This is a genomic window from Bacteroides sp. UBA939 (assembly GCF_002293435.1).
Classification (GTDB): domain Bacteria; phylum Bacteroidota; class Bacteroidia; order Bacteroidales; family Bacteroidaceae; genus Bacteroides.
Window position 1 is genome coordinate 1 of record NZ_DBDF01000168.1, and the last position, 25,821, is coordinate 25,821.

The window sequence follows — 25,821 nt, forward strand, 5'->3', positions numbered from 1 at the left end:
GAGAATAGAGATACTACTGATTAACAACATAAAACATGCGAAACCGAAATAAAGTAGTTATCAGCCAACAAGTTGGTTTAGTAGTTAAAGTCAATACTCCGTAATACATAAGCAAGACTATCACCTACTAACTACTACCTACTACCTACTACCTACTAACTACTAACTACTTACTACTAAAACATTTAAGATTAAAAAATGGAAGAACAACTAAAGCGCATAGCGTTCCATCTGAAAGTATTGTTTGTCGTTTTCTGGCTATTGCCGGCGATATTAATTGTGATAGGTGAAATTGGTGGCGACTGGGTAGGACAGTATGCCGACAACGTACGCGCCACTTATTTTGCGGAAACATTATCTATTCTGCTGACTGCTATTTGTGTGCCTGTTTCTCTGAAATTGTTTGCATGGGTGTTGGCGCGGAAAATTGATTATGCCGGCTTTTCCCAAGCCTTACGCCTTTATTCTATATGGAGCAAAGTGCGTATTGCACTTTTGGCATTGCCCGTATTGGCGGGGATCACCGTTTATTATCTCATGATGAGCAGTACGGGTGCGCTTTGTGCATGCATTGCCCTTGTTGCATCGCTGTTTTGCCTACCCGGTGAAGAACGGATGCGCAAAGAGTTGCAAATCAATAAAAAAGAGGAAGTATGAAACTCTCGGTTGTCATAGTCAATTATAACGTGAAGTATTATCTGGAACAGTGTCTCTGTTCCTTATACCGGGCTATAGGCAACATCCGCACAGAAGTATTCGTAGTGGATAATGCATCCGTTGACGGATCCGAAGAATATATAACCGCCCGGTTTCCCAATATCACCTATATATATAATAAGGAGAATGTCGGGTTCTCTAAGGCTAACAACCAAGCCATCCGCCAAGCTAAGGGAGAGTATATATTATTGCTAAATCCTGATACGGTATTGCCCGAATATACTTTGGAGAAAACCTTGATTTTCATGGAAGCATATCCCCAAGCCGGAGCCGCCGGAGTGAAAATGATAACCGGCGACGGGAACTTTCTACCTGAATCAAAACGCGGATATCCCACTTTATCAGCTACTTTGGGCAAAATATCCGGTTTAGGAAAGCTCTTTCCCGCTTCTAAAGGCTTGGGTGGGTATTACTGCAATTCCCTGGATATGGATGCTATACACCGGGTAGAAGTATTGGCGGGCGCTTTTATGCTGTTGCGGCACTCTGCATTGAAGAAGTCCGGCTTGCCGGATGAAGACTTTTTTATGTACGGTGAAGACATTGATTTGTCTTGCCGGATAGAAGCAGCCGGGTTTGAGAATTACTATTTGCCGTATCCGGTACTGCATTATAAAGGCGAAAGCGCACCAAAGAACAGTTATCGGCACGTACGCGTCTTTTGTGAAGCGATGGATATATTCTTTTGCAAACATGGCGAACGTTATGGAATTTTCAGCCGGTTTCTGGTACGCTTGGGAATCCGCTTGCAGATGTATATTCGTTTGTTTGTACTGTTCCTGAAACGTGCGTTTACCTTTCTCGGGAAAAAAGTAAGGCGTTCCTTATGGAAAGAACAACCTGCATCCCGTTTCCTTATTCTGGGTGAGGAAGCAACCATACATAGTTTGCGTACTCTCTTGAAACGTAACGGATTGACCGGTAAGCATCATTTTGTGGTAGCCAATGAAACCTCTGCTACTGACGGACATGGCAGCGCTTTCGTATCATTGAAAGGTTTCACGCATGTGGTGTATGATTGCCGCGCTTTTTCTTTTTCAACAATTATTCGCCTGCTTTTCCGTTACCGGAAGATGGGATTGCGTCTTGGTATTTACAATCCGGAGAGCCATGTGTTGGTAACTCCTGAAAAATGTTATTTCTGGTCATGAAACATTCATACTTCATCAACGATCGTATCCGCCTTCGCGCTATGGAACCGGAGGATCTGGAGTTAATCTGCAATATGGAAAATGATCCGCAATTGTGGGATATCAGTAACTTCACCGTACCCTATTCGCGTTATGTAATGAAGCAATACATGGAAAGTTCGCAATGCGACGTGTTTGCCGATAAACAGTTGCGTATGGTGATTGTGCGCCTTGAAGATGGCGTGCCGATAGGCATTGTTGATATAACCGACTTCGCACCCATTCATGGGCGTGGCGAGGTAGGTATTGTTATCCGGAAAGAGTTTCGCGGGGCAGGATATGCTAAGGATGCATTGACTTTGCTTTGCGAATATGCTTTTGATTTCCTGTTCCTGAAACAGTTGATTGTCCACATAGCCACAGATAATGAAGCAAGCATGTACCTGTTCACTTCCTGCGGCTTTGTTCAGTGCGGACTTTTAAAAGAATGGTTATTCGTTGAGGGCAAATACAAGGATGTTGCTTTATTGCAGCGTATCCGTACTTCAAAAAGATATTTTTCATCCGCAGATGACGCAGATAATACAGATTAAGTTTTAAATAAATCTGCGTAATCTGCGCCATCTGCGGATGAAAGATAATAAGCTTCAGCTTTGATACAGCTTCCTAAAAAGTGATAACTCCTACAATATGAATAATACGGATTAAATCACCGGATGATTTTCCGCAAAGATTGCCATACGCTCCTCTAATTGTGCATATTGATGCTCCTGAATGAAGGAGGTACAAGCACGCAAACCTTCCTGATTACTGCCTGTCGTTATCAATGAAATTGCGCTGACGCCATAGTACATCAGTTCTTTGGCAAGTTCACCGCCGGTCATGCCCGGATAACCGATTGTAAAATAGAAACCGTCGGCAACAGGATTACCCAAATCATTATCATATACCAGATGGAAACCGTGGCGCAGGAAAATCTCTTTTAATTTACGGGCGCGTTCACCATACACTTTCACTTCATCAAGGAAGTTGTATTGTCCGTCATTGGCAGCTTTCAGCATGGCGGCAAGAGCATATTGCGCCGAATGGCTTGTTCCGGATGAAAGGGCATACAGTACACGATGGATGAATACCGTGCCGAATGTACCGCCTCCGTAACGTTTGCTCAAACCGGGGTAGGAGCGATGGTACAGTTTGTTTGAGATACAACTTACTCCGATACGTTGCCCTGCATAGCTGAATGCTTTGGAACCTGAAACGAGCAACACATAATTGTCCGTATAGTGTGCAACTGACGGTTGATATGGTGGCTGGAACGGTTTGCTCAGATCCTTGCGGAAATCCATAGCGAAGTAGGCGAGGTCTTCCAATACGATAATATCATATTGCGTAGCCAGTTCTCCGATGATACGCAGTTCTTCTTCATTCAGGCATATCCAACTCGGGTTATTCGGATTGGAATATACAATAGCGGAAATATGACCCTTTTTCAGGTAGCTTTCCAGTTTCTCTTTCAGTTTGTCGCCGCGATAATCATATACGTCGAAAGTTTCGAACTTCGCTCCCATAACAACCAACTGCTGTTTCTGTACAGGGAATCCCGGATCAATAAACAGAATCGTATCCTTATTTTCATCACACTGGCTACAGGTCAGGAATGAGGCAAAAGTACCCTGCATGGAGCCTGTAACAGGCACACAGCCTTCCGGTTCCAGGTCTACATTAATAAAAGCTTTAATGAATCGTGATGCTTCTTCTTTCAATGCGGGCAATCCGTTGATGTCGGGATAAAGACTGGCAATTCCATCCTGCAACGCTTCTATTTCAGCTTTCACACCTGCAGCCGAAGCAGGAAGTCCCGGTACACCCATTTCCATTTTAATGAATTCCACTCCGGATTCAGCCTCTGCTTTGGCAGCAATAGCTTTTACTTCACGGATAGTAGCTTTCCCAAAATCAGCAATCTGAAAGTTCTCGATAGTTTCATCAATCAGTCTACGTTCGATAGGAGTATTTTTCATGATTATTCTCGTTTTTAGTGCATTTTGATTTGTTGAACGATATTTTTTTGTCACGCAAAGGTAATATAAATATCTTATAATCAGGTCTTATTTAAAAAAGATGAAAAATATTTCTTTCCGGCTATTGCAGATTTCAAAGAAATATCTACCTTTGCAACCGCAATCGGGAGAGATGCAATAAAAGAATGAAATTATGGTGCGTTAGTTCAGTTGGTTAGAATACATGCCTGTCACGCATGGGGTCACGGGTTCGAGTCCCGTACGCACCGCAAAAGAAGCCTTTCATATTCAGTGAATATGAAAGGCTTCTTTTATTAAGGCATATTCAAAAACAAGAAGGGTACAACCATACCAAATGTTTTGTTTCATTCCATACCGTTTTAAGCTAATTACTAATTGCCAATTCACTAAGATTTAGTTCTTTATTCACTAAGAACTAATGTTTGTTTTGCATAAATCTAATCATTTGACGCTTGTCGAATATGTGTTCGACAGCTGTCGAATAATTATTCGACAGATATCGCATAATCATTCGACATACGTCGAACGAAAAGATTTATGCAATCGCAGAGATAGATTTATTATAAATAGGCACTAAATGACAGGCTAAACAGAATCAGTTCATAACGATACCGGCAGGAATAAACCTCTTGATACAGTTGCCCTGATTTTAATCATAGTTGCCTGCACTGATTATTTTTTGCCTCTCTTTGTAGCATGTTACAAAAATAATGCATAAATTTGTATAACAATAAAGAAAACATAGATATGAACATCCCTGTTATCTTCCAATTTTTGAAAGAAGTGTCTGCAAACAATAACCGTGAATGGTTCAATACCCATAAGGACTTATATGAAAAAGCCCGCGAGGAGTTTGAAAATCTGTTGTCGGTTATTATTTCCCGCATCTCTCTTTTTGACGAAAGTATTCAAAATGTACAAGCCAAAGACTGTACTTATCGCATCTATCGGGATACTCGTTTTTCTTTGGATAAAACCCCGTATAAAACTCATTTAGGCGGATACATAAACGCCCGTGGTAAGAAATCAGACCACTGCGGTTACTATGTTCACATTGAACCCGGTAACTGTCTTTTGGCCGGCGGTAGTTATTGTTTGCCACCTAATATCCTGAAAGCGGTAAGGCAAGCTGTATATGACAATATAGATGAGTTCCTGGGTATTGTCGAAGCCCCGGCTTTTAAACAGTATTTTCCAGTTATCGGTGATAATTTCCTGAAGACAGTGCCGAAAGGGTTTCCGAAAGACTTTGAGTACGCCCAATATCTTAAGTGCAAGGATTATGCTTGTAGTTGTTATCAACCGGACAGTTTCTTCCTGCAACCCGATTTTCCGGATCGAACGGAAGAGATATTTAAGCAGATGAAACCTTTCGCCGACTTTTTGAACTATACAATTGATGATTTTGAATAACTAACTAAAATATAAAAGCTATGGTAGTAGATCGATTAGAGAATTTAGAAAAGTATGCATCGTTGAACCCTTTGTTCACCCAAGCTATTGATTTTTTAAAATCACACGACTTAAACGCAATGGAAATTGGCAAAACAGAATTGAAAGGTAACGACTTGGTTGTAAACGTGGCGCAAACTACCCCGAAAACTAAAGAACAAGCCAAACTGGAAACGCATAATGAATTCATTGATATTCAAATACCTCTTTCCGGAGCGGAAATTATGGGATACACCGCAGGAAAAGATTGTGTTCCTGCCGATGCTCCTTACAGCGCAGAAAAAGATATTACTTTCTTCGAAGGATTAGCCGAAACATACATTACCCTAAAGCCTGGTATGTTCGCTATTTTCTTTCCACAAGACGGACATGCCCCTGGCATAACTCCTGATGGCGTAAAGAAAATTATTGTAAAGGTAAAAGCATAATAAATTTAAAAACCTCATCCTTATATGAAAGCATTGAATTTGATTGAGAATGACCCATGGTTGGAATCCTATGCCGACGCAATCAACGGTCGTCATCAGTTCGTTCGGGAGAAAGAAGCTGAGTTAACCCAAAAAGGGAAACAGACCTTGTCTGATTTCGCTTCGGGATATTTATATTTCGGCCTGCATCGCACTGTTGATGGCTGGATTTTCCGTGAATGGGCGCCCAATGCCATGAAAATATTCTTAGTTGGTACATTCAACGACTGGAAGGAAGATGAAAAGTGTAGCCTGGAACGTAAAGACAATGGTAACTGGGAAATACAATTTCCGGCAAATGCAATAAAGCATGGTGATTTGTATAAACTCATTGTATATTGGGAAGGTGGTCGCGGAGAGCGTATTCCGGCTTGGGCTACCCGTGTTGTGCAGGATGATAAAACCAAAATATTCAGTGCCCAGGTCTGGAGTCCGGAAAAGCCATATAAGGTAATGAAACATACTTTCAAACCTTCCACTGATCCTTTATTGATTTACGAATGCCACATTGGCATGGCGCAACAGGAAGAAAAAGTCGGCACATACAATGAGTTCCGCGAAAAAACACTTCCGCGTATAGCTAAAGCCGGTTATAATTGTATTCAGATCATGGCAATCCAGGAACATCCCTATTATGGCAGTTTCGGTTATCATGTATCCAGCTTTTTTGCTTCTTCATCACGTTTCGGTACTCCTGACGAATTGAAACAACTGATTGATACCGCACATGGGTTAGGAATTGCAGTAATCATGGACATTGTTCACTCTCATGCTGTGAAAAATGAAATGGAGGGACTGGGTAACTTTGCCGGTGATCCCAACCAGTATTTCTATCCCGGTGCCCGTCATGAACATCCGGCTTGGGACTCACTTTGTTTCGACTATGGAAAAAACGAGGTGATACATTTCCTTCTTTCCAACTGCAAATATTGGCTTGTGGAGTATGGATTTGATGGTTTCCGTTTTGATGGTGTAACTTCCATGCTCTATTACAGTCATGGATTAGGTGAAGCATTTTGCAATTATGGAGATTATTTCAACGGACATCAGGATGACAATGCCATTTGTTACCTGACACTTGCCAATAAACTCATTCACGAAGTCAACCCCAAGGCTTTTACTATTGCAGAAGAGGTATCGGGTATGCCGGGATTAGCTGCTAAATTTGAAGATGGTGGTTATGGCTTCGATTATCGTATGGCAATGAATATTCCCGATTATTGGATTAAAACTATCAAGGAGAAAATAGATGAAGACTGGAAACCTTCCAGTATATTTTGGGAAGTAACCAACCGCCGTCAGGATGAAAAGACGATATCTTATGCCGAAAGCCATGACCAGGCATTAGTTGGTGATAAAACAATTATCTTTCGCCTGATAGATGCTGATATGTATTGGCACATGCAGAAAGGTGACGAAAATTACGTTGTACACCGTGGTATTGCCTTACATAAAATGATACGCCTATTGACAGCCACTACTATTAATGGCGGATATCTTAACTTTATGGGGAATGAGTTCGGACACCCTGAATGGATTGATTTTCCGCGAGAAGGTAACGGATGGTCTTGCAAATATGCTCGTCGTCAATGGAACCTGGTAGACAACAAAGCCCTCACCTATCATTATATGGCAGATTTTGACGCTGACATGTTGAGGATCATTAAAAGTGTGAAAGGATTCCAATCAATCCCTATTCAGGAAATTTGGCATAACGACGCCGACCAGGTTTTAGCATATATGCGTAAAAATTATATTTTTGTATTTAACTTCAGTCCCAAACAGTCATTTGCAGATTATGGTTTCCTTGTTACTCCCGGAACTTATGAAGTTATATTAAATACAGATAATACAGTATATGGTGGTAATGGATTTGCCGACGATACAGTGAAACACTTTACAATTGCTGACCCATTATATAAAAAGGAAAAGAAAGAGTGGTTGAAACTTTATATTCCGGCACGTACGGCTGTGGTATTGAAACTTACTGATTAATACTGCTTTAGTCATTTATTTAAGAGCCTGTTTAAGTTTTCCTCAGGCTCTTAAAATAATTTATTTCATAAAACCTTTGCCACTTTCACAAAAAAGTGTACTTTTGCACCGCAATTAAGGATGGTTCCGTAGCTCAGCTGGATAGAGCAACGCCCTTCTAAGGCGTGGGTCAAGCGTTCGAATCGCTTCGGAATCACAACGGTAAGGCAAGCAGTCTGTAGAAGATTTCTTGTCTTTTTTTGTTGGCTATAAACCTAACGGCAATCCACTCACATACCACAAAACGAACAAGAACGTCCATGCCAGCAATATATATAAAGAATACCTCCATGTATATTTTAAGAGTGAGCCATACGTCGCTCGCTTATCATATTGCTGCATATAAGTAAGAATGAGAGGCATATAGAACATAAAAGGGGCAATGGCATTCGTTGCACTATCTCCTATTCTATAAGCACATTGTATCATATCAGGAGAAATTCCCATATTTGCAAAGACAGGGACAAAAATAAACGACATGAAAGCCCATTTAGCCGTGGCAGAAACCATAATAAGATTCACAATAGCTGTGAAAAGAATAAATAGAATCAATATCCATAAACTACCAAGGCGAATGGATGAAAGCATATTTGCTCCCATAATGGCTATACATTTATCCAGATGAGAATACTCAAAGCAAGCAAACATTTGGGCAGCAAAAAAAGCAATCACAAAATAAACGCCCAGCAATTTCATCGGATAGGTCAGTCCCTCAATAACATCCCCATCCGTACGATAACGACCGGAAGCAAAGCCATAAACCATTCCCATAAGCCCAATACCCAAAGAAAGTATAAACAGAATGCCTTCTATAAAGGGAGAATGAATTAGTCCGCCATTGACACTGCGTAGAATACCCCATGATGAAAATGTAGCTAAAAAAATAACAGTTGCATAAATTACCCCAATAGATATGGCGCTTATCATAGCACGGCGTTCTTTATGGGAAAGCTGTTTATAACCAATAAAACGAATATTGCCAGCATATTCACCTAAGGCCGGAAGCAAATTACGACGAGTAATCTGATAAATAATGAATGCCAGCAAGAAAGTGGAAACGAACAAGAAATAATAATTGCACAATGGCCCTGTGTTGCCTAAAGATACATTTGCCATATCAGCCGCTTCCTGTGTGCCGGTAGCAAGTATAGGGTCTAAAGTACTCAACAAAACATTAGCACTATAACCACACGAAACAGAAACATACGCAGTAATAATGCCCGCAACCGGATGTAACCCGACTGAATGAAACAAAGTGGCGGCAATCGGTAATAAAATAATGTATCCCGCATCTCCCACTATATTTGAAAGTAATCCCAGAGAAATAACCAGTATCACCATACTCCGCGAATTATGACGCCGCTTCGCACCAATCCGGATACAAGCATCAATAAAACCGGAATGCTGAGCTACTCCAATCCCGAACATAGCTACAATCACTAAGCCTAACGGAGCGAAACCTGTAAAATTGGTAACTACATGCCGCAATAACCATCGGATACCTTCCGGACTAAGTAAACTCTGTACCCGGATTTCTTCTCCCGTTTGCGGCTGATGTACATTCAAGCCGTAGATATCAAATATCCACGAAAGAATGATAACAACCAGCGTCAACAAGAAAAACATGGCTGCCGGATGTGGTAAACGCCATATAACTCTGTTATTCATCATCCGCTTCCAGATTATCAATATCGAGAATACGAAGTTCTAAAGCACGTACAGCCAAACGAGTCGCATTTACCCCCATGCGTTCACCCTGCGGAAACATGCGGTTTATCAAATCACTCTGGCGTTTTTCCAGAGATTTTACACCGAAAGGCATTCCCTTCAGGTTAGCAATCATTTCTTTTGTATAACCCAATGCCAAATGACGCAGAAAACGTTCATCATATTCATCAATATCATAACTAATAACAGCTTCCTGGCGCTTTGTGTCACTGATAACAGATTGTTTGAAACGATCCACTATTTTTTCCAAGATAGGATAATTGAAAACAAGTTTCTTTCCATCCATGACAGCCTGTACATCCGTTTTGGTAAGCAACTCTCCGGTTTTAAGAATGATACCATCTGCTCCTGCATTCAAAACATCCACCCAAAGTTTTTCATTCAATATTTCTCCGGTAAATATCAGTACATGTACCCCTGGATAACGTTTAAAGATATTGCGGCATATATCGACTCCTATAGTTGTAGAACCTCCCAAGCCTAAATCCAACAGTACCAAGTCCGGCACTCCAACTTCCATAAGTGTCCAGAATTCATTCTCGGTCATAGCCGTACCGATAACCTCTGCATTAGGAATTTCATGACGGAATATTTCTTCTGTTCCTTTCAATTCCAATTTGATATCTTCTACAATGATTACTTTGAATTTTTTGTCTTTCATATTATCTATTATTTTTTTCTCGGTATAGTAAAGTAAACAGTAAATCCCCCCTTCTCAGATGGCTCGGCATTGATACGACAACCACGCTTTCCTGCAAATTCATCATGGTCGCGAATAATTTGTTTGCATACCAGATATTCCGTTCCTCGTAAATCACCCTTTTCTGCGGTTGCTGTCATACGCTCCAAATTCGGATAAAAAAGCTGATTCAATTCTTCACAGTCTTTCTCTCTCCGCGTATCTGTGAAAAAGAAACGAATATATTCTTCATCCGTAACAGCTTGCAGATATATTATTCCATCCATAGAAACCGATAAGGCTTCATTTATAAGATTTTCCAAAAGAAAGCGTAACAGGATAAAGTCTCCTACTATCTGCTCGTCAATACCATCCGTATGTAAAGATATGGCAAACGTTTTCCCTTTGCTTGCTTTACGGAAGTATTTTTCCGTTAGGGCAAATAATTCCGGTATGGCAATCACCCCACGCCGGAATGTAACTTCTTCTAATTGACGGGATGCGCACGAACTGAGTATGGTAAATATACCTTTATAATACTCTATAAGCTCGCCGATAGCCGCCACTGTTTCTGTTTCTTCCGTTTCCGATAATAATCCAGAGCGAAGTTTGCCTATCAGTTGCTTTATCTTATTAGGATAATAAATAGTTTCGTGCTTGATAGTAGAAAGACAATTATCCAATACCATATTCTGAATATGTAATAGACTATCCTCCCACGATGCCCGATGCGCTTCTTCATGCGCAGCCTCAATATCCCGGTATTTTGTAGCCAATTTTACCACAGCATTAAAAACTACAATCGCTATATACCGTGCTATTAATTCTAATAATAAATGAGCTGCTTCCTGTTCTACGTTTTCTTGGCGTTCAAGATACAACACGCCGATACAGCGCGAAGCGCCTGCAACGTCCACAATTAAAGGCAGTGCTTCAAATCCGGTTTCCGACAACTGTATCTGTTGCTCAAAACAACGCTGTACAGCTTCTTTCCATTTCTCATTCACAATGAAAGTATCATCTTCCTCTGTTTGAGAAGAGATATTTTCGGCTATGGGATTGGATGCATACTCCAGTCGATGCGTAGCTTCGTTGTAAACAGAGATTCCTAATCTGTCAATAGTCAGCAATTCATTTACCGCATCAAAAGCATTTTCAACAATGAGCTGCGGAATACCTTTTAATGTATCTTCTTCACGTTGTAACATCTCCTTTGTATCGGAAACTTGAGTTGAAGAAGCAGCAAAAACCAGTTTATTAATCTCCAGAACCTGTTCCAGGTTCCAGCGGTTCATGAGACGTTTACGTATATACAAAATATAATAACCCGATAGCAACATACACATCAGACCGACAAACAAAATACCCCCCACCATTTTATTATTAGTAGAACGCTCTAACTGACTACAATACTCTCCCAACGATTGATCTTCACCCAATAACTTGAACAACGTGGTATATGCCGCATTGTTATAAGTATATGCATCCCATTGTTTCAATGCTAAAAAGGCAACTGCCGCCTCATTCCTGATATCCAGAATAACATGGAAGTCTGAGTTGAACAAATCATTCCACCAGGATAATTCGGCAGGCTCTCCCTCTCCCGTCAATGTCATGTAGCGGTGCGGGGAATGGGCATATTTCTTATAATGTTCATTCAGACAAACTATGGCAGAATCGGCAAATTCCAATGCCTGCTCAAAATGACCTTCTATATTACTATAATATGCACCGTTGGCATAATCAGATGCTTCGTTCAATAAAAGTTCATATTCTTTTTCCGCTGCCTGCGACAAAGAGTCCTGCACAGTTTGTACATAGACATCGTTCGGTTGCTCCACTGCCTTTTCCACCGATTGATTGCACGCTACTATTCCGAATGGAAGGAATGTGCATAAAAATAACATAAAAGTCTTGCGTATCCCTACCGGCAGGCGGAAATAAAAGCGGCTACCTTTTCCTAAAGTACTCTCCACATTAAACAGACATACCTTAAATACCTCATTCATTTTCCGGTATTTTTCAATAATGCCTTTACAGTTCATCAGCCCGAAACCACTACCTTTACTTTTTTGCAATTCCTCTTTATCCGCGGCACTGAGCATACCTATTTCCTGTGAATTATACAGCTTTTCTCCCACAATGTGCTTTACATCTTCTTCTGAAAGCCCACGTCCGTTATCTTCTACTGAAATTTCGACATATTCCTCCGTAGAACAAGCATATACCTTCACAGCACCTCCTCCTGACGTATATTTACGGGCATTTTCCGCCAGCGTATTTATCATGAATAAAGTCAATGCCTTATCCGCTTTCACATAAACATCCGTCGGAATTACATCCAGCTTTTGCTGCTTCATTTCGAAAGCGCGGCTACCTTTTCGTATCAGATTAAAAAGCTCATTCAGTTCAAATGTTTCTATATTAAGACTCAGACTTCCCTGTTTCATCTTAATCCATAATGCGAGGATATCATTATATTCATTGATAGTGGTTACCAGTTCGTCAATATATTGATATTTCTCAGCCTTGATACTTTCATCATAAATAAATCCTTTTCCTATTAGTTTATGTTCTTCATTAATGATGCGGTCTATATATGGATGAATACCGTTCACAATTGCCAGACAGGTTTTCTTTATCAAGTTCTGTCGTTTGTTTCCAGCTATATGCTGCTCGTACACATAACGTTGTTTTTCCAGCCTGCGCCGCTCATCACCCAGTGAAATAGATGTCATACCATTATCAAGCGCCCATACAATATATGGTGTTATCACGCGCACCATCGCCTTTTCATCTTTTGTGAGTCGCTTAGGCAGAATCAACTGTTTGTTCTCTATGCGGATATTTTCTACTTTGAAAAGTTCTTCAATATCCGTACTTACCGCAGAGGAAATGGTATCTATAATTTCTTCTTCCGTCTGTGCATCAGCAGGAATAGAAGCTGTTATTTTCTGACAAATATCCAACATTAGTTTCAGCCGGTACAAATGATTACGGTTACGTGCCTTAGAATGTTTATTGAAAAACCAGAAGAACAAGACAACCAGAATAAAACCTGTAATAACGAAGAAAAGCAGAATATTCAGTTGCCGGGCTTCATTTTCCAAAGCCAGATAACGGCTTTCCAGTTCTTTATCCTGTCGTGTATCTTCCAGAATATCCAGATAAATATTACGGTTATAATCGGAATACTCTTTCATTTCTAATCCGGCGTATGCAACGCTCAGTTGTTCCCTGATACGCGAAATCCATTCAGGTACAGTCTTTAATTTGTGTTGTATCCATGTCTTTTCAGAAGATATCGTATCCCGGCGTTCGAATGTTTTCAACCAATCCAAACTATCGCGACTATCATAAAAGCGACGATGGTGATCGTTAACACATTCTAATGCAAGGGTCAGGGTATCCAACGCTTCGGCATACCTGCCGTGTGCATTCAAATATTTACCGATGGAAACATAAGCACCTGCTATTTGATACAAATCATTATATTGGCGAAATTCTTTCAAAGCCAGTTGCCCCAAACGCATAGGTAATAAAGAATCTACCGGAACCTCAAACTGTTTCAATGCATGTGAGCGCCGGTTCAGGAAGAATTCATAATTATCCGGTGATGCCATTAAATTTGCAAGCCCTTGTACCCCGTTACCTTCAAAATACAAATATCCATCTTGTGATGCCAGTCTCCAAGTTATATATAACTCATCAAATTCATTTAAACGGCGTTCATCTGCCGTTTCTCCATCACACAATGCAGCGGAACCTTTTATATAGTGATAATATAACAATTGATTAGTGTCCGCAGCCAATTCCTCCTGCAAATGAATTTCATTGATGGAAGCTATCGCCTCTGGACGTTGTTGCAAATAATAATAATAGACCGCAGAAACAATATAAAATTCAGAACGCGCATAATTCAATCGTAACCGTTCATGTTTATCTACGAAAAGATTATTATCCTCGTCAACTCGCTTCATACGGCGGAGAGCACTGTTCCGATAGTCGTAAAACTCCTTATTCATAGCCGTCCGCTGATAGATTTTCATCAATCCGACATCAGCAATCAGTAATTCCAGTTCATTTTTAGTCAGGTTATACACCTCTTTATGATACTTCTCCGCCCTTTCAAAATCCATACGTATAAAGGCACAAAAACCCAAGTTATTGGAAGCTTCCGCTTTACCCTGATGATACAGATTGACACTTGAATACGCTTGTGCAGCGGCATAATACGAAGAGTCCAAATCTTTATAGCGATAGGAATAGGCTACCTGATTGAGCGAATCAATAAGACGTATCTCTTTTGTTGGAGCAGTACCCACACAAGAAGCCATCACTATGCAGAAGCACAGCAAGCCTATTGGTAATATATAGAAAAACTGTTTCACAAACTGTTCTTAATATAGTGTTCATTGAGGAATATAAACATTTACCCCAACCTCATTATAGTTAGCAAAGCTACAAATAAATCCGGGAAACAAAAATATTTTTTCTACAATAAGTCTTGTAGAATGTAGTTGGAAATTCATAACTTTGCACGCAATTAAAACAAATAGGTAACATCTATTACAAATGAGCGAAAAAGCACCCGTACTGGTATTCTCAGGAACTAATTCGAGATACCTCGCAGAGAAAATCTGCTCAAGCCTTGGTTGTCCTCTGGGAAAGATGAACATCACCCACTTTGCCGATGGTGAGTTCGCCGTCTCTTATGAAGAGTCGATTCGTGGCGCACATGTATTCTTAGTTCAATCAACTTTTCCTAATTCCGACAATTTAATGGAGCTTCTGCTGATGGTTGACGCTGCTAAAAGAGCGTCCGCTAAAAGCGTTGTTGCAGTTATCCCTTATTTTGGTTGGGCGCGACAGGACAGAAAAGACAAACCCCGCGTTTCTATCGGCGCAAAGCTGGTAGCTGATTTGCTCTCAGTAGCGGGCATAGATCGTTTGATAACGATGGATCTCCATGCTGACCAAATCCAAGGTTTCTTCAACATTCCGGTAGATCACTTGTATGCTTCAGCCGTATTCCTCCCTTATATCGAGTCTCTGAATTTAGAGGATCTGGTAATTGCTACGCCTGATGTAGGTGGTTCCAAACGTGCCAGCACATTCTCCAAATATCTTGGAGTTCCTTTGGTATTGTGTAACAAATCACGTGAAAAAGCCAATGAAGTTGCAGCCATGCAGATTATTGGTGATGTATCAGGCAAGAATGTAGTATTGGTAGATGATATTGTAGACACGGCCGGTACTATCACAAAAGCTGCTAATATTATGTTAGAAGCCGGAGCAAGCTCCGTACGCGCCATTGCCAGTCATTGTGTAATGTCCGACCCTGCTTCTTTCCGTGTACAAGAATCCGGATTGACGGAAATGGTATTTACCGATAGTATTCCCTACTCTAAAAAATGTGCTAAAGTAAAACAACTCAGCATTGCTGCCATGTTTGCCGAAACAATCAAGAGAGTAGTAAACAACGAGTCTATCAGTTCGCAATACATTATCTGATTTTATATTTTAGGCGCGGATTACACGGAATACACGGATTTCTTATACTCATAATCTCCGTATCATTCGCGTAATCCGCGCCTAAATATATAGAATCACTAAACCTTAGTTAGCTTTCCAGTCTTCCCATTTTGTAGGTACCTTTTCGTATTACTCTTCCATTCTTGTCTGTTTCTACAAAAGGCCCGTCTTTTTTACCTTGTTTAAAGAATCCTTCATAACGGTTTCCGTCTTTATCTTCCTGCACACCGTTACCTTCTTCCATGCCATTTACGAAACCACCTTTATACTTTGTTCCGTCCGTCATAATCAAAGTCCCTTGTCCATTGAACTGGTTATCTTTCCATTCACCTTCGTACGAATCACCAACATTCCATTTATAGATTCCATAACCATTGCGTTGATTATCTTTCCATTCTCCATCATAGACAGCACCGCTGGTCCAAGTAAATATTCCCTTACCGTCCTGCATACCGTTTTTAAAATTCCCCACGTACTTATTACCGTTGGCGTAATAGTAAATACCGGCTCCCGTACGTTCACCTTCAATATATGAACCTTCATAACGATCACCCGTATGGAAGAAATAAATACCTTTTCCATGTTGCATGTCATCCTTCCAGTCGCCTACATACTTATCGCCATTCGCATATTCAAAAGTACCTTTTCCTTCACGGATATCATTATTCCAATCGCCTTCATATTTACTGCCATCATTCCAGACAAATGTTCCTTTTCCGTCTTTCTTATCGTTTTTCCAAGTGCCGTCATATTTGGAACCGTTTTTCCAAGTATATGTACCGTCCCCTTCACGCTTATCATTAGCCCAGTTACCTCTATAAATATCACCGGTATAATAGTACATTGTACCCTCCCCATGCTGGTAATCCTGAAACCACATGCCATCATAACGGTTATTATTCATAAAATAGTAAATGCCTCTGCCATGTTGTTGATCCTGGAGCCATTGTCCTTCATATTTTTCTCCGTCGGAGAGACTGTATGTGCCGTAACCTTCACGTTTTCCTTTTACATACTCACCTTCGTAGACATCGCCATTTATAAAAACGGTTTTTCCTTTTCCGTTGGGGGTTCGTCCTTTCATTTCACCCGTATATACGGAACCGTTTTTATCTGTATATGTTCCTATTTTGATTTCGGAAGAGAATGCACCTTTCACTTTATTGAAGAAACTTTGTTGCTTTTCTTGGGCTATTGCTCCGGTTTGGGACAAGAATACCAGAATAAGTGCAGTAGTATATATATATTTCATTGAATTTGAGTATTAACAATTAAAAATAAGAATAATGTATTCGTACCTACCATAAAGACGCAAACTAATGACAACTTATTACGTATCTCTGACAGGATTTCCACAAAGATACAATTAATCTGCAAAAGGAGAGAGACATCTCCCGCTTTTATGACATTTTTTTGCCCGATATGATTTCTTTTAAATTCTCTTTGCACAAATACTGTGCGGAAAGTTCACGTATTTCAACAGAGGTAATGCTCTTTACTGCCTCCAGAACATCTGTCACATACGTATTGGAAAGACCGGAAGTATGGATAAATATCCAGGCATCCGCCAAGGAGAAAGCCGATTCATAGTTACGGCACATATCTCCCAACATATAGTTCTTCACCACAGTTAGTTCTTCTTCAGGAACGAGGTCATTTTGAAGCCGGTCTATTTCATGATACACCTCTTTAATAAGAGGTTCAACTGATTCATTGGCTGTTTCTGTGTTGATAACAAACAGGCTACTGTCGGGATAAGGCATAATGCCGGCGGATATCCCGTAAGTATATCCTTTCTCTTCACGGATATTAGACATCAGCCGGCTACCAAAGTACCCACCGAATAAGGTAACTAATACGCGAACTTTTAAATAATCAGGATGTTGGCGGTGGGCGCTAAGCATACCCAAACGGACAGCGCTCTGCAAAGCATCGGCACGTTCGGCAAAAAAACGTTTTTCGGAGGAAGTGACGGGGACGTACATATTCCTCTCCGGCTTCAGAAATCCTTTTCCAAACGGTTCGCTTCCAAAAACAGCTTCAATCCGGCGAATACAGTCCGCACTGACTTTCCCTGAAAGATAGATGCTACAATTTCCCGAATGATAATACCGGTCATAAAATTCCCGTAGAATAGAAGGAGTGATTAAGTGGTAATCTTCTTCTTCAACCAATTGCCCGCAAGGATGTTCCTTTCCGTAAATAGCGTTCAGCATAGTACGGTGAGCTAAAAAATCTACTTTCGAGCTATTAACAAGGAACTGCTGAATATTGTTATTAACAATCACCTCCAGTTCTTTTTCGGGAAAGAGAGGCTCTTTTACTATAGATTCAAGAACATCCAATGTCTCGGGAAGATATTTATTTAAGGAGTAGAGCGTGACATAAGCATACTCGGATGCACTGGACAGTTCCAGCCAAGCGCCATAATAATCCAGCTTTTCGGCAATGGCTGCGGCAGAGTAACGACGAGTGCCTTCACGTAACATCCGGTTGGTAAACAAAGCCTGTAAACGATGGTTCTGTTGCCATCTGCCACTTTCCATCAACAAGTCGATACGCAACACTTCATTATCTCCGGCATTGAGTATATATAAAGGTATGCCGTTGGGCATCGTCCGTTTTTCAGGTAATTGTACTTCCAGTTGTTTGGGTTCACAAATAAGGGGTGGTATGCTTCTGTCTAACATGGGCGCAATGGTTTCCACATATACTTTTCCTATTTTACATAATGGTAACTGATACCATCATCAATTGAAGATATCGTCCAGACCGGTATCAGACGAAGGTTCCGTGCTTTCTTCGCCATTATCCCTGCACGGGTCAAATCCTTCCGGCAACTTGAACCTTTCGTTTTCATCATATCCTAAGCTCTTGTCGGCATAGACTTTCACCATATATTTAGCCCAGATAGGTAATGCCAAAGCCGCTCCCTGTCCATGCAGCATGGTGTCGAAGTGAATATCACGTTCTTCACCGCCTACCCAGCAACCGGATACTAATGAAGGGGTAAATCCCATAAACCAACCATCAGAATTATTGTCGGTTGTTCCTGTCTTACCACCCATGTCGGCTTTTACTCCATGACGGCGGACACGCATACCTGTACCTTCATTGACTACAGCACGAAGCATAATCAGCATTTTATACACACTGGAGACACTGATCACTTCTTCCATTTCAGGAGAAAAAGTAGCCAGTACATTCCCTGCATTATCTTCAATGCGGGTTACAAATAATGGGGCAACACGAATACCTCTATTGGGGAATGCAGTGTAAGCGCTTGTCATCTCTCCTACCGATATCTCACAAGGACCGAGGCATAGAGAAACAGAGGGAACGATTTGACGGTTACGCACACCAAAGCTCTCAATCAGCCGCTTCAGTGAATACGGATTAAGTTTACCCATCAAGTATGTTGTAACCCAGTTATCAGAATTAGCCAATCCCCACTTAACGGTTACCATCTCCCCGTATCGTTTTGTATTGGCATTACGGGGTGTCCACGGTTCACCGTTTTCATCAATCAAAGTGTATTCCACATGCCGCACTTCATCACATGGAGAATAACCGTTTTCCATAGCGAGCGTATAGAGGTAAGGTTTAACAGTAGAACCTACCTGGCGGCGACCTACCATTGCCATATCATATTTGAAATAGTGATAATTGGGTCCTCCCACGTATGCTTTCACATGCCCGTTATGCGGATTCATCGACATAAAACCCGCACGAAGGAAGTGCTTGTAGTAACGGATGGAATCCATAGGGGTCAGGATAGTATCTTTCTCGCCTTCCCAGGAGAATACCGTCATTTCTACAGGAGTATCGAACGCTTTCTTTATTTCAGCATCTGATGCTCCCGCCTTTTTCATGATGCGGTAACGGTCGGACTGCGCCATTGTACGGGCAAGGATTTCATCTACCTGTTCCTGGGTTATCCGGTTGCTGTACGGTGCTTTTTTACGTCCTTTCTTTTCCTTGAAGAAGTACCCTTGCAGTTCTTTCAGATGTTCTGCTACCGCATCTTCGGCATATCGCTGCATGTGCGAGTCAATTGTGGTATATATTTTCAGACCATCCGTATAAAGGTTGTACTTGGAACCGTCTTTCTTCGTGTTTTTTTCACACCATCCAAACAATGGATTATTCTCCCAATCAAGAGAGTCCTCATAATATTTCTGCATTTGCCAGCCACGATATTCTCCACGTACGGGCTTCTTGGCATTCATCACGCCACGCAGGTATTCGCGGAAATAGGCTGCTAAGCCTTCATTATGGTCAACACGGGTATATTTCAGAACAAGGGGCAACGCCTGCAAAGAATCACATTCTTCCGCCGTGATATATCCGGCTTTCAGCATCTGCCCAAGTACTACATTGCGGCGTCCGCGGCAACGTTCGTTGAATCGTACCGGATTAAAATAGGACGGGTTCTTGCACATACCTACCAATGTAGCGGCCTCTTCTATTTTCAGGTTTTTAGGTTCACAACCAAAATAGGTCTTAGCCGCAGTTTTAATTCCAACCGCATTGTTCAAGAAATCAAATTTATTGAGATACATCGTCAGGATTTCCTCTTTGGTATAATAGCGTTCCAGATTCACAGCAATTACCCACTCAATCGGCTTCTGGAATAAACGTTCCATCACATTGCCTGCAGCGGGCGAATAAAGTTGCTTGGATAATTGTTGCGTGATGGTACTACCACCGCCTGCATTCTCTTGAAGCAACAAGCCGCGCTTCACAATGGCGCGCGTTAAGGCAATAGCGTCAATCCCCGAATGTTTTGCAAAACGCACATCTTCCGTAGCAATCAATGCATTGATAATATTGGCGGGCAAATCATTATATCCCACATAGACACGATTTTCCTTACTGAAAGAATACGTGCCCAGCACCTCGTCATCTTCCGAGAAGATTTGCGTAGCATACTTATAATTGGGGTTTTCCAGATCTTCAATAGGGGGCATATAGCCTATCCACCCTTTTGATATGGAGAAAAAAACAGCGACACAAGCCAATACGACAACGGCCAAGAATATCCAAAGGAATTTAACGATGCTCTTTATCATGTTTATTACTTAGTCTACGCACCCAGACCCTGTGTGATAGAAGTTGAAACTTGAAAATATCAAATTTCAGTTTCACGTTCCGTGCAACAGAATACTTGATTGTGCAAAAATAATATGGCAAAGGTACGGAATTATATTGGAACACGTTTATTTTTTCAAAAGAATTAATAAAACACAGAGGAGCAGAGGCACAGAGTTTTTTCTTTTTAATAAGGAGAAAATATGCGAGAGAACAATGGAAAGGGTGACTCTGTCGCAGAAAACTCTGTGCCTCTGCGCCTCTGTATTCTATAAAATAAGTATATGGCAAAAAATATATTGAATTAGCAATATGTAATCTCAAACGAATATGAGTTTACAGAAAGACAGCCAAAACACAGTTTTCCTAACACAGCTTTCTGCAAAAAAAGGAAAAATAGGAAGTATAAGTGCGGGGTTTTGAATATATATTCAGATATTTCGTATAAATTGCGCCTAATATGATTACTTATGCAATAATTCTTTGCTTCTTGTACGAACCGAAATAGATGGAGCGCAAACAGCAATATGCCGTACGCGAACCATATATATGTGGTACGCGTACCGCATATATCCCGTGCGTGAACCGCATATATCCCGTGCGTGAACCGCATATATCCCGTACAAAAGCCACACATATCCAATAAAAATAAGCCTTTAAAAACTCCTTCTAAAGCGACTTCCGTAATTTTTTAGAGATGTACGTATTTCGATATCGCACTATCTGTCAGGCAGATACGGATTTTTACTTCGATATTTCCAACCGTCCCTGTCTTCGGACGAAAATACGGCATTCTAAAACAATAGAAAATACAAAGTGTTATTATGACAGATGATTGTGGCATATACTGAAATTTATCTGATAGAATCACTATGACACCGTTCTTAAAATGAGTAACTTTGCTGCGAAATAAAGCTTTCTGCATTTTAATCGTATATTAAAAATGACACTGTTTTATGGATAATAACCCGCACGTATTAGGCACCGAACGTATTGGCAAACTATTGTTGCAGTACTCCATTCCCGCCATTATCGGTATGACGATTACTTCGCTGTACAACATTATCGACAGTATTTTCATCGGTCACGGTGTGGGGGCAATGGGTATTGCCGGGCTGGCAATCACCTTTCCGCTGATGAATCTTGTGGTAGCATTCTGTACGCTGGTGTCGGCAGGCGGTTCTACCATCTCTTCCATCCGCCTGGGACAGAAAGACCTGAACGGGGCGACCGAAGTATTGGGGAACACACTGATGCTTTGCCTGATTAACGCGTTCGTATTCGGCGGGGCTGCTTTTCTGTTTCTGGACGATATACTGAGGTTCTTCGGCGCCAGCCACGATACACTGCCTTATGCGCGGGACTTCATGCAGATTATTCTGGCAGGTACACCTATTACTTATACAATGATTGGACTGAACAACGTGATGCGCGCCACCGGCTACCCGAAGAAGGCGATGCTGACGTCAATGGTTACGGTGGTTTGCAACATCATCCTCGCTCCTATCTTTATCTTCCACTTCGATTGGGGGATACGCGGGGCGGCTACGGCAACGGTTATTTCGCAGTTCATCGGTATGGTGTGGGTAGTGAAGCATTTCCTCAACAAGGACAGTCTCATCCGTTTCCGTCCCGACTTCTGGCAACTGAAGAAGCGCATCATAAGCAGCATCTTCTCCATCGGCATGTCTCCGTTCCTGATGAATGTATGTGCGTGCGCCATCGTGATTATCGTCAATAACACGCTGCAACGCTACGGGGGCGATATGGCTATCGGGGCTTACGGCATTATCAACCGCCTGCTGACGATGTACGTGATGATTGTACTGGGGCTGACGATGGGTATGCAGCCCATCGTGGGCTACAACTTCGGTGCACTGAAGCACGACCGGGTGAAGCAGACGTTGAGGTTGGGCATCGTGACGGGCGTCTGCATCACGAGCAGCGGTTTCTTGATTTGCGAGCTGTTTCCGCACGCGGTTTCCGCCATCTTTACGAACGACGATGCGCTGATTGACATCGCCGCGCGGGGAGTACGCATCTGTGTGCTGATGTTCCCGCTGATAGGCGCACAGATTGTTATCGGTAACTTCTTCCAGAGCATCGGGAAGGCGAAGCTCAGTATCTTCCTTTCGCTCACGCGGCAACTGCTGTATCTGCTTCCGGGGCTTATCTTATTCCCCAGAATGATGGGGCTGGAGGGCATCTGGACAAGTATACCCGTAGCTGATTTCTTCGCTTTCATCACCGCCCTCACTACGCTGTTGATTTACATCCGCCGGATAGGCAGGAACGGCGAATCCTACTCTTAGCACACAGAGGCGCAGAGTTTATGAATTATGAATGGCTGCGCGATACAAGCTATTTTTCAGACGCGGATTACGCGGATGACACGGATTTCTTTTTATCTTCCTGATGGAATAACAACATAGCGCAGCATTAAAATCTGCGTCATTCGCGTTATCCGCGTCTAAAAAATCACTCGTTCTTAATACTCTTCACCGGATTCTCATTCGCAATCCTCCACGCCCTGCCCACCACGCACGCCACGATGAACAGCAGCAGGCAGACGGAAACCACCACGTACCACACAGCCGACAGTCGCACCATGTCGCGGAACTGGCTAATCCAAACCTCCCCCGCCTTGAACGAACCAACCGCCCCAAGCGCCACCGCCGGAACCGCCAGCCAAAGCACATCGCGCGAGAGCAACCGCAGAATCCCGCTCACCTCCGCCCCATTCACCTTGCGGATGGCAATCTCCTTGGAGCGCAGGCGGACTTCATCGTTCACATACCCCACAAGCCCCATCAGCAGTATGAACAGAATCGTAACGGACGCCAGCAACGTTATGTCGCGAAACACACGGACGGACTCCGAAAGCACCCGCATCTCCCTCTCCATTGAGTGGAACAACAACTTGTCCTGCGGATACGCACGCTGCACGTCCTCGTTCAGCCGCGCCAAGTTATCGTCGAAAGGCTCCTTCAGCCGGACGTGCACAAACCGGAGCGTGCCAGGCTCCCAGGTCACCAACACCGGCTCGCGGTCGTCCTGTTGAAGCGGAAAGCTGAATGTGTCCAGCACACCGACCACAGTACCCAGGTCGTTCACACGCTCGCCCACGCCGGTGCCCTCCCACTGCATCTTCTCTACAAAGGTACGGTTCACGAGCACCTGCCCGGTGCCCGACAAGCCTTGTCCTGCCGCCAGCCTCAGACCGATAAACGCCTGGTAATCCGAATCGAACGCCGTGCTGCGGGGCGAGAAGAGCCGGTTGCCTTGATTGTCCGTTATCGCGTGCGGAGAGTAGAACCCCAGTATCGTGGCATCCGACGAAGCCACAGCCTCCACATAAGGCAGTGCGGCAAGGAGACTACGCAGATTCTCGGGTTTTTCCAGCCCCTGACTGGTGTACGCCACACGCTCGGGGCGGAAACCACGGTCGCGCCCGGTGGCGTAGTTGTACTGCAAGAGCACCACCAGCATCATACCCAGTATGAACGCCGCTCCGCCGAACTGTACAAACAGCAGCACCCGTTTCCACCCGCGCCTGCCGGAGGTGTAACGCTGAAAGACCTGCGTCACCGGTATCCGCGAGAACAGCACGCCAGGCAAGCATCCGCCCAACAGGAACAGCAACGCCACTGCCGAGAGCGGCGCCCACAGATTCTCCCAGGCAAACAGCACGCTCAGCGGAACGGCCGCCAGTTCCTCCATCTTCTCACTGAAGACGTGGACTAACAGGGCTATCACAAGCAACGCCAACACTATCACCACCGCCGTCTCCACCAGGAACATGGACAGGATGTTGCGCCCCGACGCACCGCTACACTTGTGCACGCCGATGGCCTTGGCGCGCTGCGTGAGCGAAGCAACGGAGATCAGTACATAATTCAGTGTCGTGGTGAAGAGCAGCACGATGCCCAGCAGTGCCATAATCCAGACCATCTTCCTCACTCGCGAGTTCTCCAGGTGGAGGCTTCGTATGGGGGTGATGTGCACGTTCAGTTCCAGTCCGCTGTCCGCCGGGATGTGGCGGGCGATGGCGGCGGTGAGGCGTTCGTTGAGGAACGTAGCATCCGCGGGGCTGTGCAGACGGAGGTACCCGCTGTAGTTCCCACCGCTATTCCAACCGAGGCGCGCCCACGAATGGCGTTCGATGCTGGCGAAAGAGACAATAGACTCGGGGCGGGTGTCCATCGTCACGTTCAGGGGCAGGTCGGCGTAGATGCCCTTTACGAGTACCGTGACTTCCTGTCCCCAGCAGGTGTAGTTCAGTGTCTTCCCCAAGGGCGACTCGCTACCGAAGACACGCCGGGCGGCGGACCGGGAGAGGAACACAACGTCCGGGTTTGATAGTTCGCGGGGGTCGCCTTCCAGTACGTCCAGTCCCAGGGTGGCGAAGTAGAGGGTATCGGCCATTACGGTAGGGATCTTATATTTCACTGCGCCCAGGCGGTAGCTACTGCCGCCGAAGGGGAAGGTGGTGGTTGCGCTCTGCACACAGTCCGGGAACTCCTCGGCTATGGCGCCGGGGATGGAGTGGATGGTGTAAGAAGACTCGCCGCCTTTCAGTACGCCTTTCTCCAGCCAGCCGGTCTTGATGAGATAGAGGTTCTCGGGCTGGTGGTAGACGGTGTCGAAGCTCAGTTCGAAGGCGATGCGGGCGAAGAGGAAGACGGACATCAACAGTCCCAGCGCCAGGGTGATGACTTTGATGATGTTCGAGCTTCGTCCGCGAAGCAAGGTTTGCAAGGAGTAATAGATTTGCTTCATAAATAATGAAAGTTGGTTTTGATGATAATGATATTTACTTTGTATACTTAATATGTATAAATACCCTTATGATGAGAATTTAGCCGAGGAGTGAAGTAGTGGTTAGTGGTTAGTGGTTAATGATTAGTGATTAGTGATTAGTGGTTAGTGATTAGCAGTAGTATCTC

The 25,821-nt window shown here is 43.2% G+C and carries 16 protein-coding genes and 2 tRNA genes; 10 read left to right on the forward strand and 8 right to left on the reverse strand.

Annotated elements, in window-relative coordinates:
- Window positions 1-198 precede the first annotated feature (198 nt).
- Genes B2Z67_RS10575 through B2Z67_RS10585 form a run of 3 tightly spaced genes read left to right on the forward strand, consistent with a single transcriptional unit; the run spans window position 199 to window position 2,440 of the window.
- Entirely contained in the window at window positions 199-657 is a 459-nt protein-coding gene (locus B2Z67_RS10575) for a hypothetical protein (RefSeq protein WP_291529798.1), read from the forward strand.
- Complete coding sequence (locus tag B2Z67_RS10580; protein ID WP_291529799.1) at window positions 654-1,868, forward strand: glycosyltransferase family 2 protein; 1,215 nt, start codon at window positions 654-656, stop codon at window positions 1,866-1,868. The genes B2Z67_RS10575 and B2Z67_RS10580 overlap by 4 nt, the downstream gene beginning before the upstream one ends.
- Entirely contained in the window at window positions 1,865-2,440 is a 576-nt protein-coding gene (locus tag B2Z67_RS10585) for a GNAT family N-acetyltransferase (RefSeq protein ID WP_291529800.1), read from the forward strand. Before B2Z67_RS10580 ends, B2Z67_RS10585 begins: the two co-directional genes overlap by 4 nt.
- 111 nt (window positions 2,441-2,551) lie before the next feature.
- Here the strand turns inward: B2Z67_RS10585 and B2Z67_RS10590 are convergent, their stop codons facing one another.
- Window positions 2,552-3,868 carry a pyridoxal phosphate-dependent aminotransferase gene (locus B2Z67_RS10590; RefSeq protein ID WP_291529801.1) on the reverse strand — a complete coding sequence of 439 codons (1,317 nt, stop codon included), beginning with the start codon at window positions 3,866-3,868 and terminating at the stop codon, window positions 2,552-2,554.
- A 195-nt stretch (window positions 3,869-4,063) separates the two neighbouring features.
- On the opposite strand from B2Z67_RS10590, the gene B2Z67_RS10595 reads away from it, so the two are divergent.
- The 5 genes from B2Z67_RS10595 (at window position 4,064) to B2Z67_RS10615 (ending at window position 7,999) form a co-directional block, all read left to right on the forward strand.
- Window positions 4,064-4,137: transfer RNA gene (locus B2Z67_RS10595), tRNA-Asp, on the forward strand.
- Between the two features lie 499 nt (window positions 4,138-4,636).
- The gene (locus tag B2Z67_RS10600) at window positions 4,637-5,302 is read left to right on the forward strand and encodes a DUF2461 domain-containing protein (RefSeq protein ID WP_291529802.1); all 666 of its coding nucleotides are present in this window, start codon (window positions 4,637-4,639) and stop codon (window positions 5,300-5,302) included.
- Between the two features lie 20 nt (window positions 5,303-5,322).
- A complete protein-coding gene (locus B2Z67_RS10605; protein ID WP_291529803.1) occupies window positions 5,323-5,769 on the forward strand; it encodes a YhcH/YjgK/YiaL family protein in 447 nt (148 codons plus the stop codon).
- Between the two features lie 24 nt (window positions 5,770-5,793).
- Window positions 5,794-7,803: an alpha amylase C-terminal domain-containing protein gene (locus B2Z67_RS10610; RefSeq protein ID WP_291529804.1), complete on the forward strand. Its 2,010-nt coding sequence runs from the start codon at window positions 5,794-5,796 to the stop codon at window positions 7,801-7,803.
- A gap of 122 nt (window positions 7,804-7,925) precedes the next feature.
- Window positions 7,926-7,999, forward strand: a tRNA-Arg gene (locus tag B2Z67_RS10615).
- 50 nt (window positions 8,000-8,049) lie between these two features.
- Here B2Z67_RS10615 and B2Z67_RS10620 read toward each other — a convergent pair.
- Genes B2Z67_RS10620 through B2Z67_RS10630 form a run of 3 tightly spaced genes read right to left on the reverse strand, consistent with a single transcriptional unit; the run spans window position 8,050 to window position 14,586 of the window.
- Window positions 8,050-9,513, reverse strand: coding sequence for an AbgT family transporter (locus tag B2Z67_RS10620; RefSeq protein ID WP_414630801.1), 1,464 nt, complete (start codon window positions 9,511-9,513; stop codon window positions 8,050-8,052).
- On the reverse strand, window positions 9,503-10,231 hold the full coding sequence (locus B2Z67_RS10625) for a DUF5932 domain-containing protein (RefSeq protein WP_291529805.1): 729 nt from the start codon (window positions 10,229-10,231) through the stop codon (window positions 9,503-9,505). Before B2Z67_RS10625 ends, B2Z67_RS10620 begins: the two co-directional genes overlap by 11 nt.
- Window positions 10,232-10,239: 8 nt before the next feature.
- The gene (locus tag B2Z67_RS10630; protein ID WP_291529813.1) at window positions 10,240-14,586 is read right to left on the reverse strand and encodes a DUF5113 domain-containing protein; all 4,347 of its coding nucleotides are present in this window, start codon (window positions 14,584-14,586) and stop codon (window positions 10,240-10,242) included.
- A 238-nt stretch (window positions 14,587-14,824) separates the two neighbouring features.
- Here B2Z67_RS10630 and B2Z67_RS10635 point away from each other — a divergent pair, with 238 nt between their 5' ends.
- Complete coding sequence (locus tag B2Z67_RS10635) at window positions 14,825-15,763, forward strand: ribose-phosphate pyrophosphokinase (RefSeq protein WP_291529806.1); 939 nt, start codon at window positions 14,825-14,827, stop codon at window positions 15,761-15,763.
- A 109-nt stretch (window positions 15,764-15,872) separates the two neighbouring features.
- Here the strand turns inward: B2Z67_RS10635 and B2Z67_RS10640 are convergent, their stop codons facing one another.
- The 3 genes from B2Z67_RS10640 to B2Z67_RS10650 all read right to left on the reverse strand — a co-directional run bounded on the left by B2Z67_RS10640 (window position 15,873) and on the right by B2Z67_RS10650 (window position 20,856).
- Window positions 15,873-17,036, reverse strand: coding sequence for a phosphatidylinositol-4-phosphate 5-kinase (locus B2Z67_RS10640; protein WP_291529807.1), 1,164 nt, complete (start codon window positions 17,034-17,036; stop codon window positions 15,873-15,875).
- 148 nt (window positions 17,037-17,184) lie between these two features.
- On the reverse strand, window positions 17,185-18,474 hold the full coding sequence (locus B2Z67_RS10645; RefSeq protein ID WP_291529808.1) for a M16 family metallopeptidase: 1,290 nt from the start codon (window positions 18,472-18,474) through the stop codon (window positions 17,185-17,187).
- 60 nt (window positions 18,475-18,534) lie between these two features.
- Complete coding sequence (locus B2Z67_RS10650) at window positions 18,535-20,856, reverse strand: transglycosylase domain-containing protein (protein ID WP_291529809.1); 2,322 nt, start codon at window positions 20,854-20,856, stop codon at window positions 18,535-18,537.
- Between the two features lie 975 nt (window positions 20,857-21,831).
- Here B2Z67_RS10650 and B2Z67_RS10655 point away from each other — a divergent pair.
- Complete coding sequence (locus B2Z67_RS10655; protein ID WP_291529810.1) at window positions 21,832-23,187, forward strand: MATE family efflux transporter; 1,356 nt, start codon at window positions 21,832-21,834, stop codon at window positions 23,185-23,187.
- Window positions 23,188-23,353: 166 nt separating this feature from the next.
- Here the strand turns inward: B2Z67_RS10655 and B2Z67_RS10660 are convergent, their stop codons facing one another.
- The gene (locus tag B2Z67_RS10660) at window positions 23,354-25,654 is read right to left on the reverse strand and encodes an ABC transporter permease (protein ID WP_291529811.1); all 2,301 of its coding nucleotides are present in this window, start codon (window positions 25,652-25,654) and stop codon (window positions 23,354-23,356) included.
- Window positions 25,655-25,821: the final 167 nt, after the last annotated feature.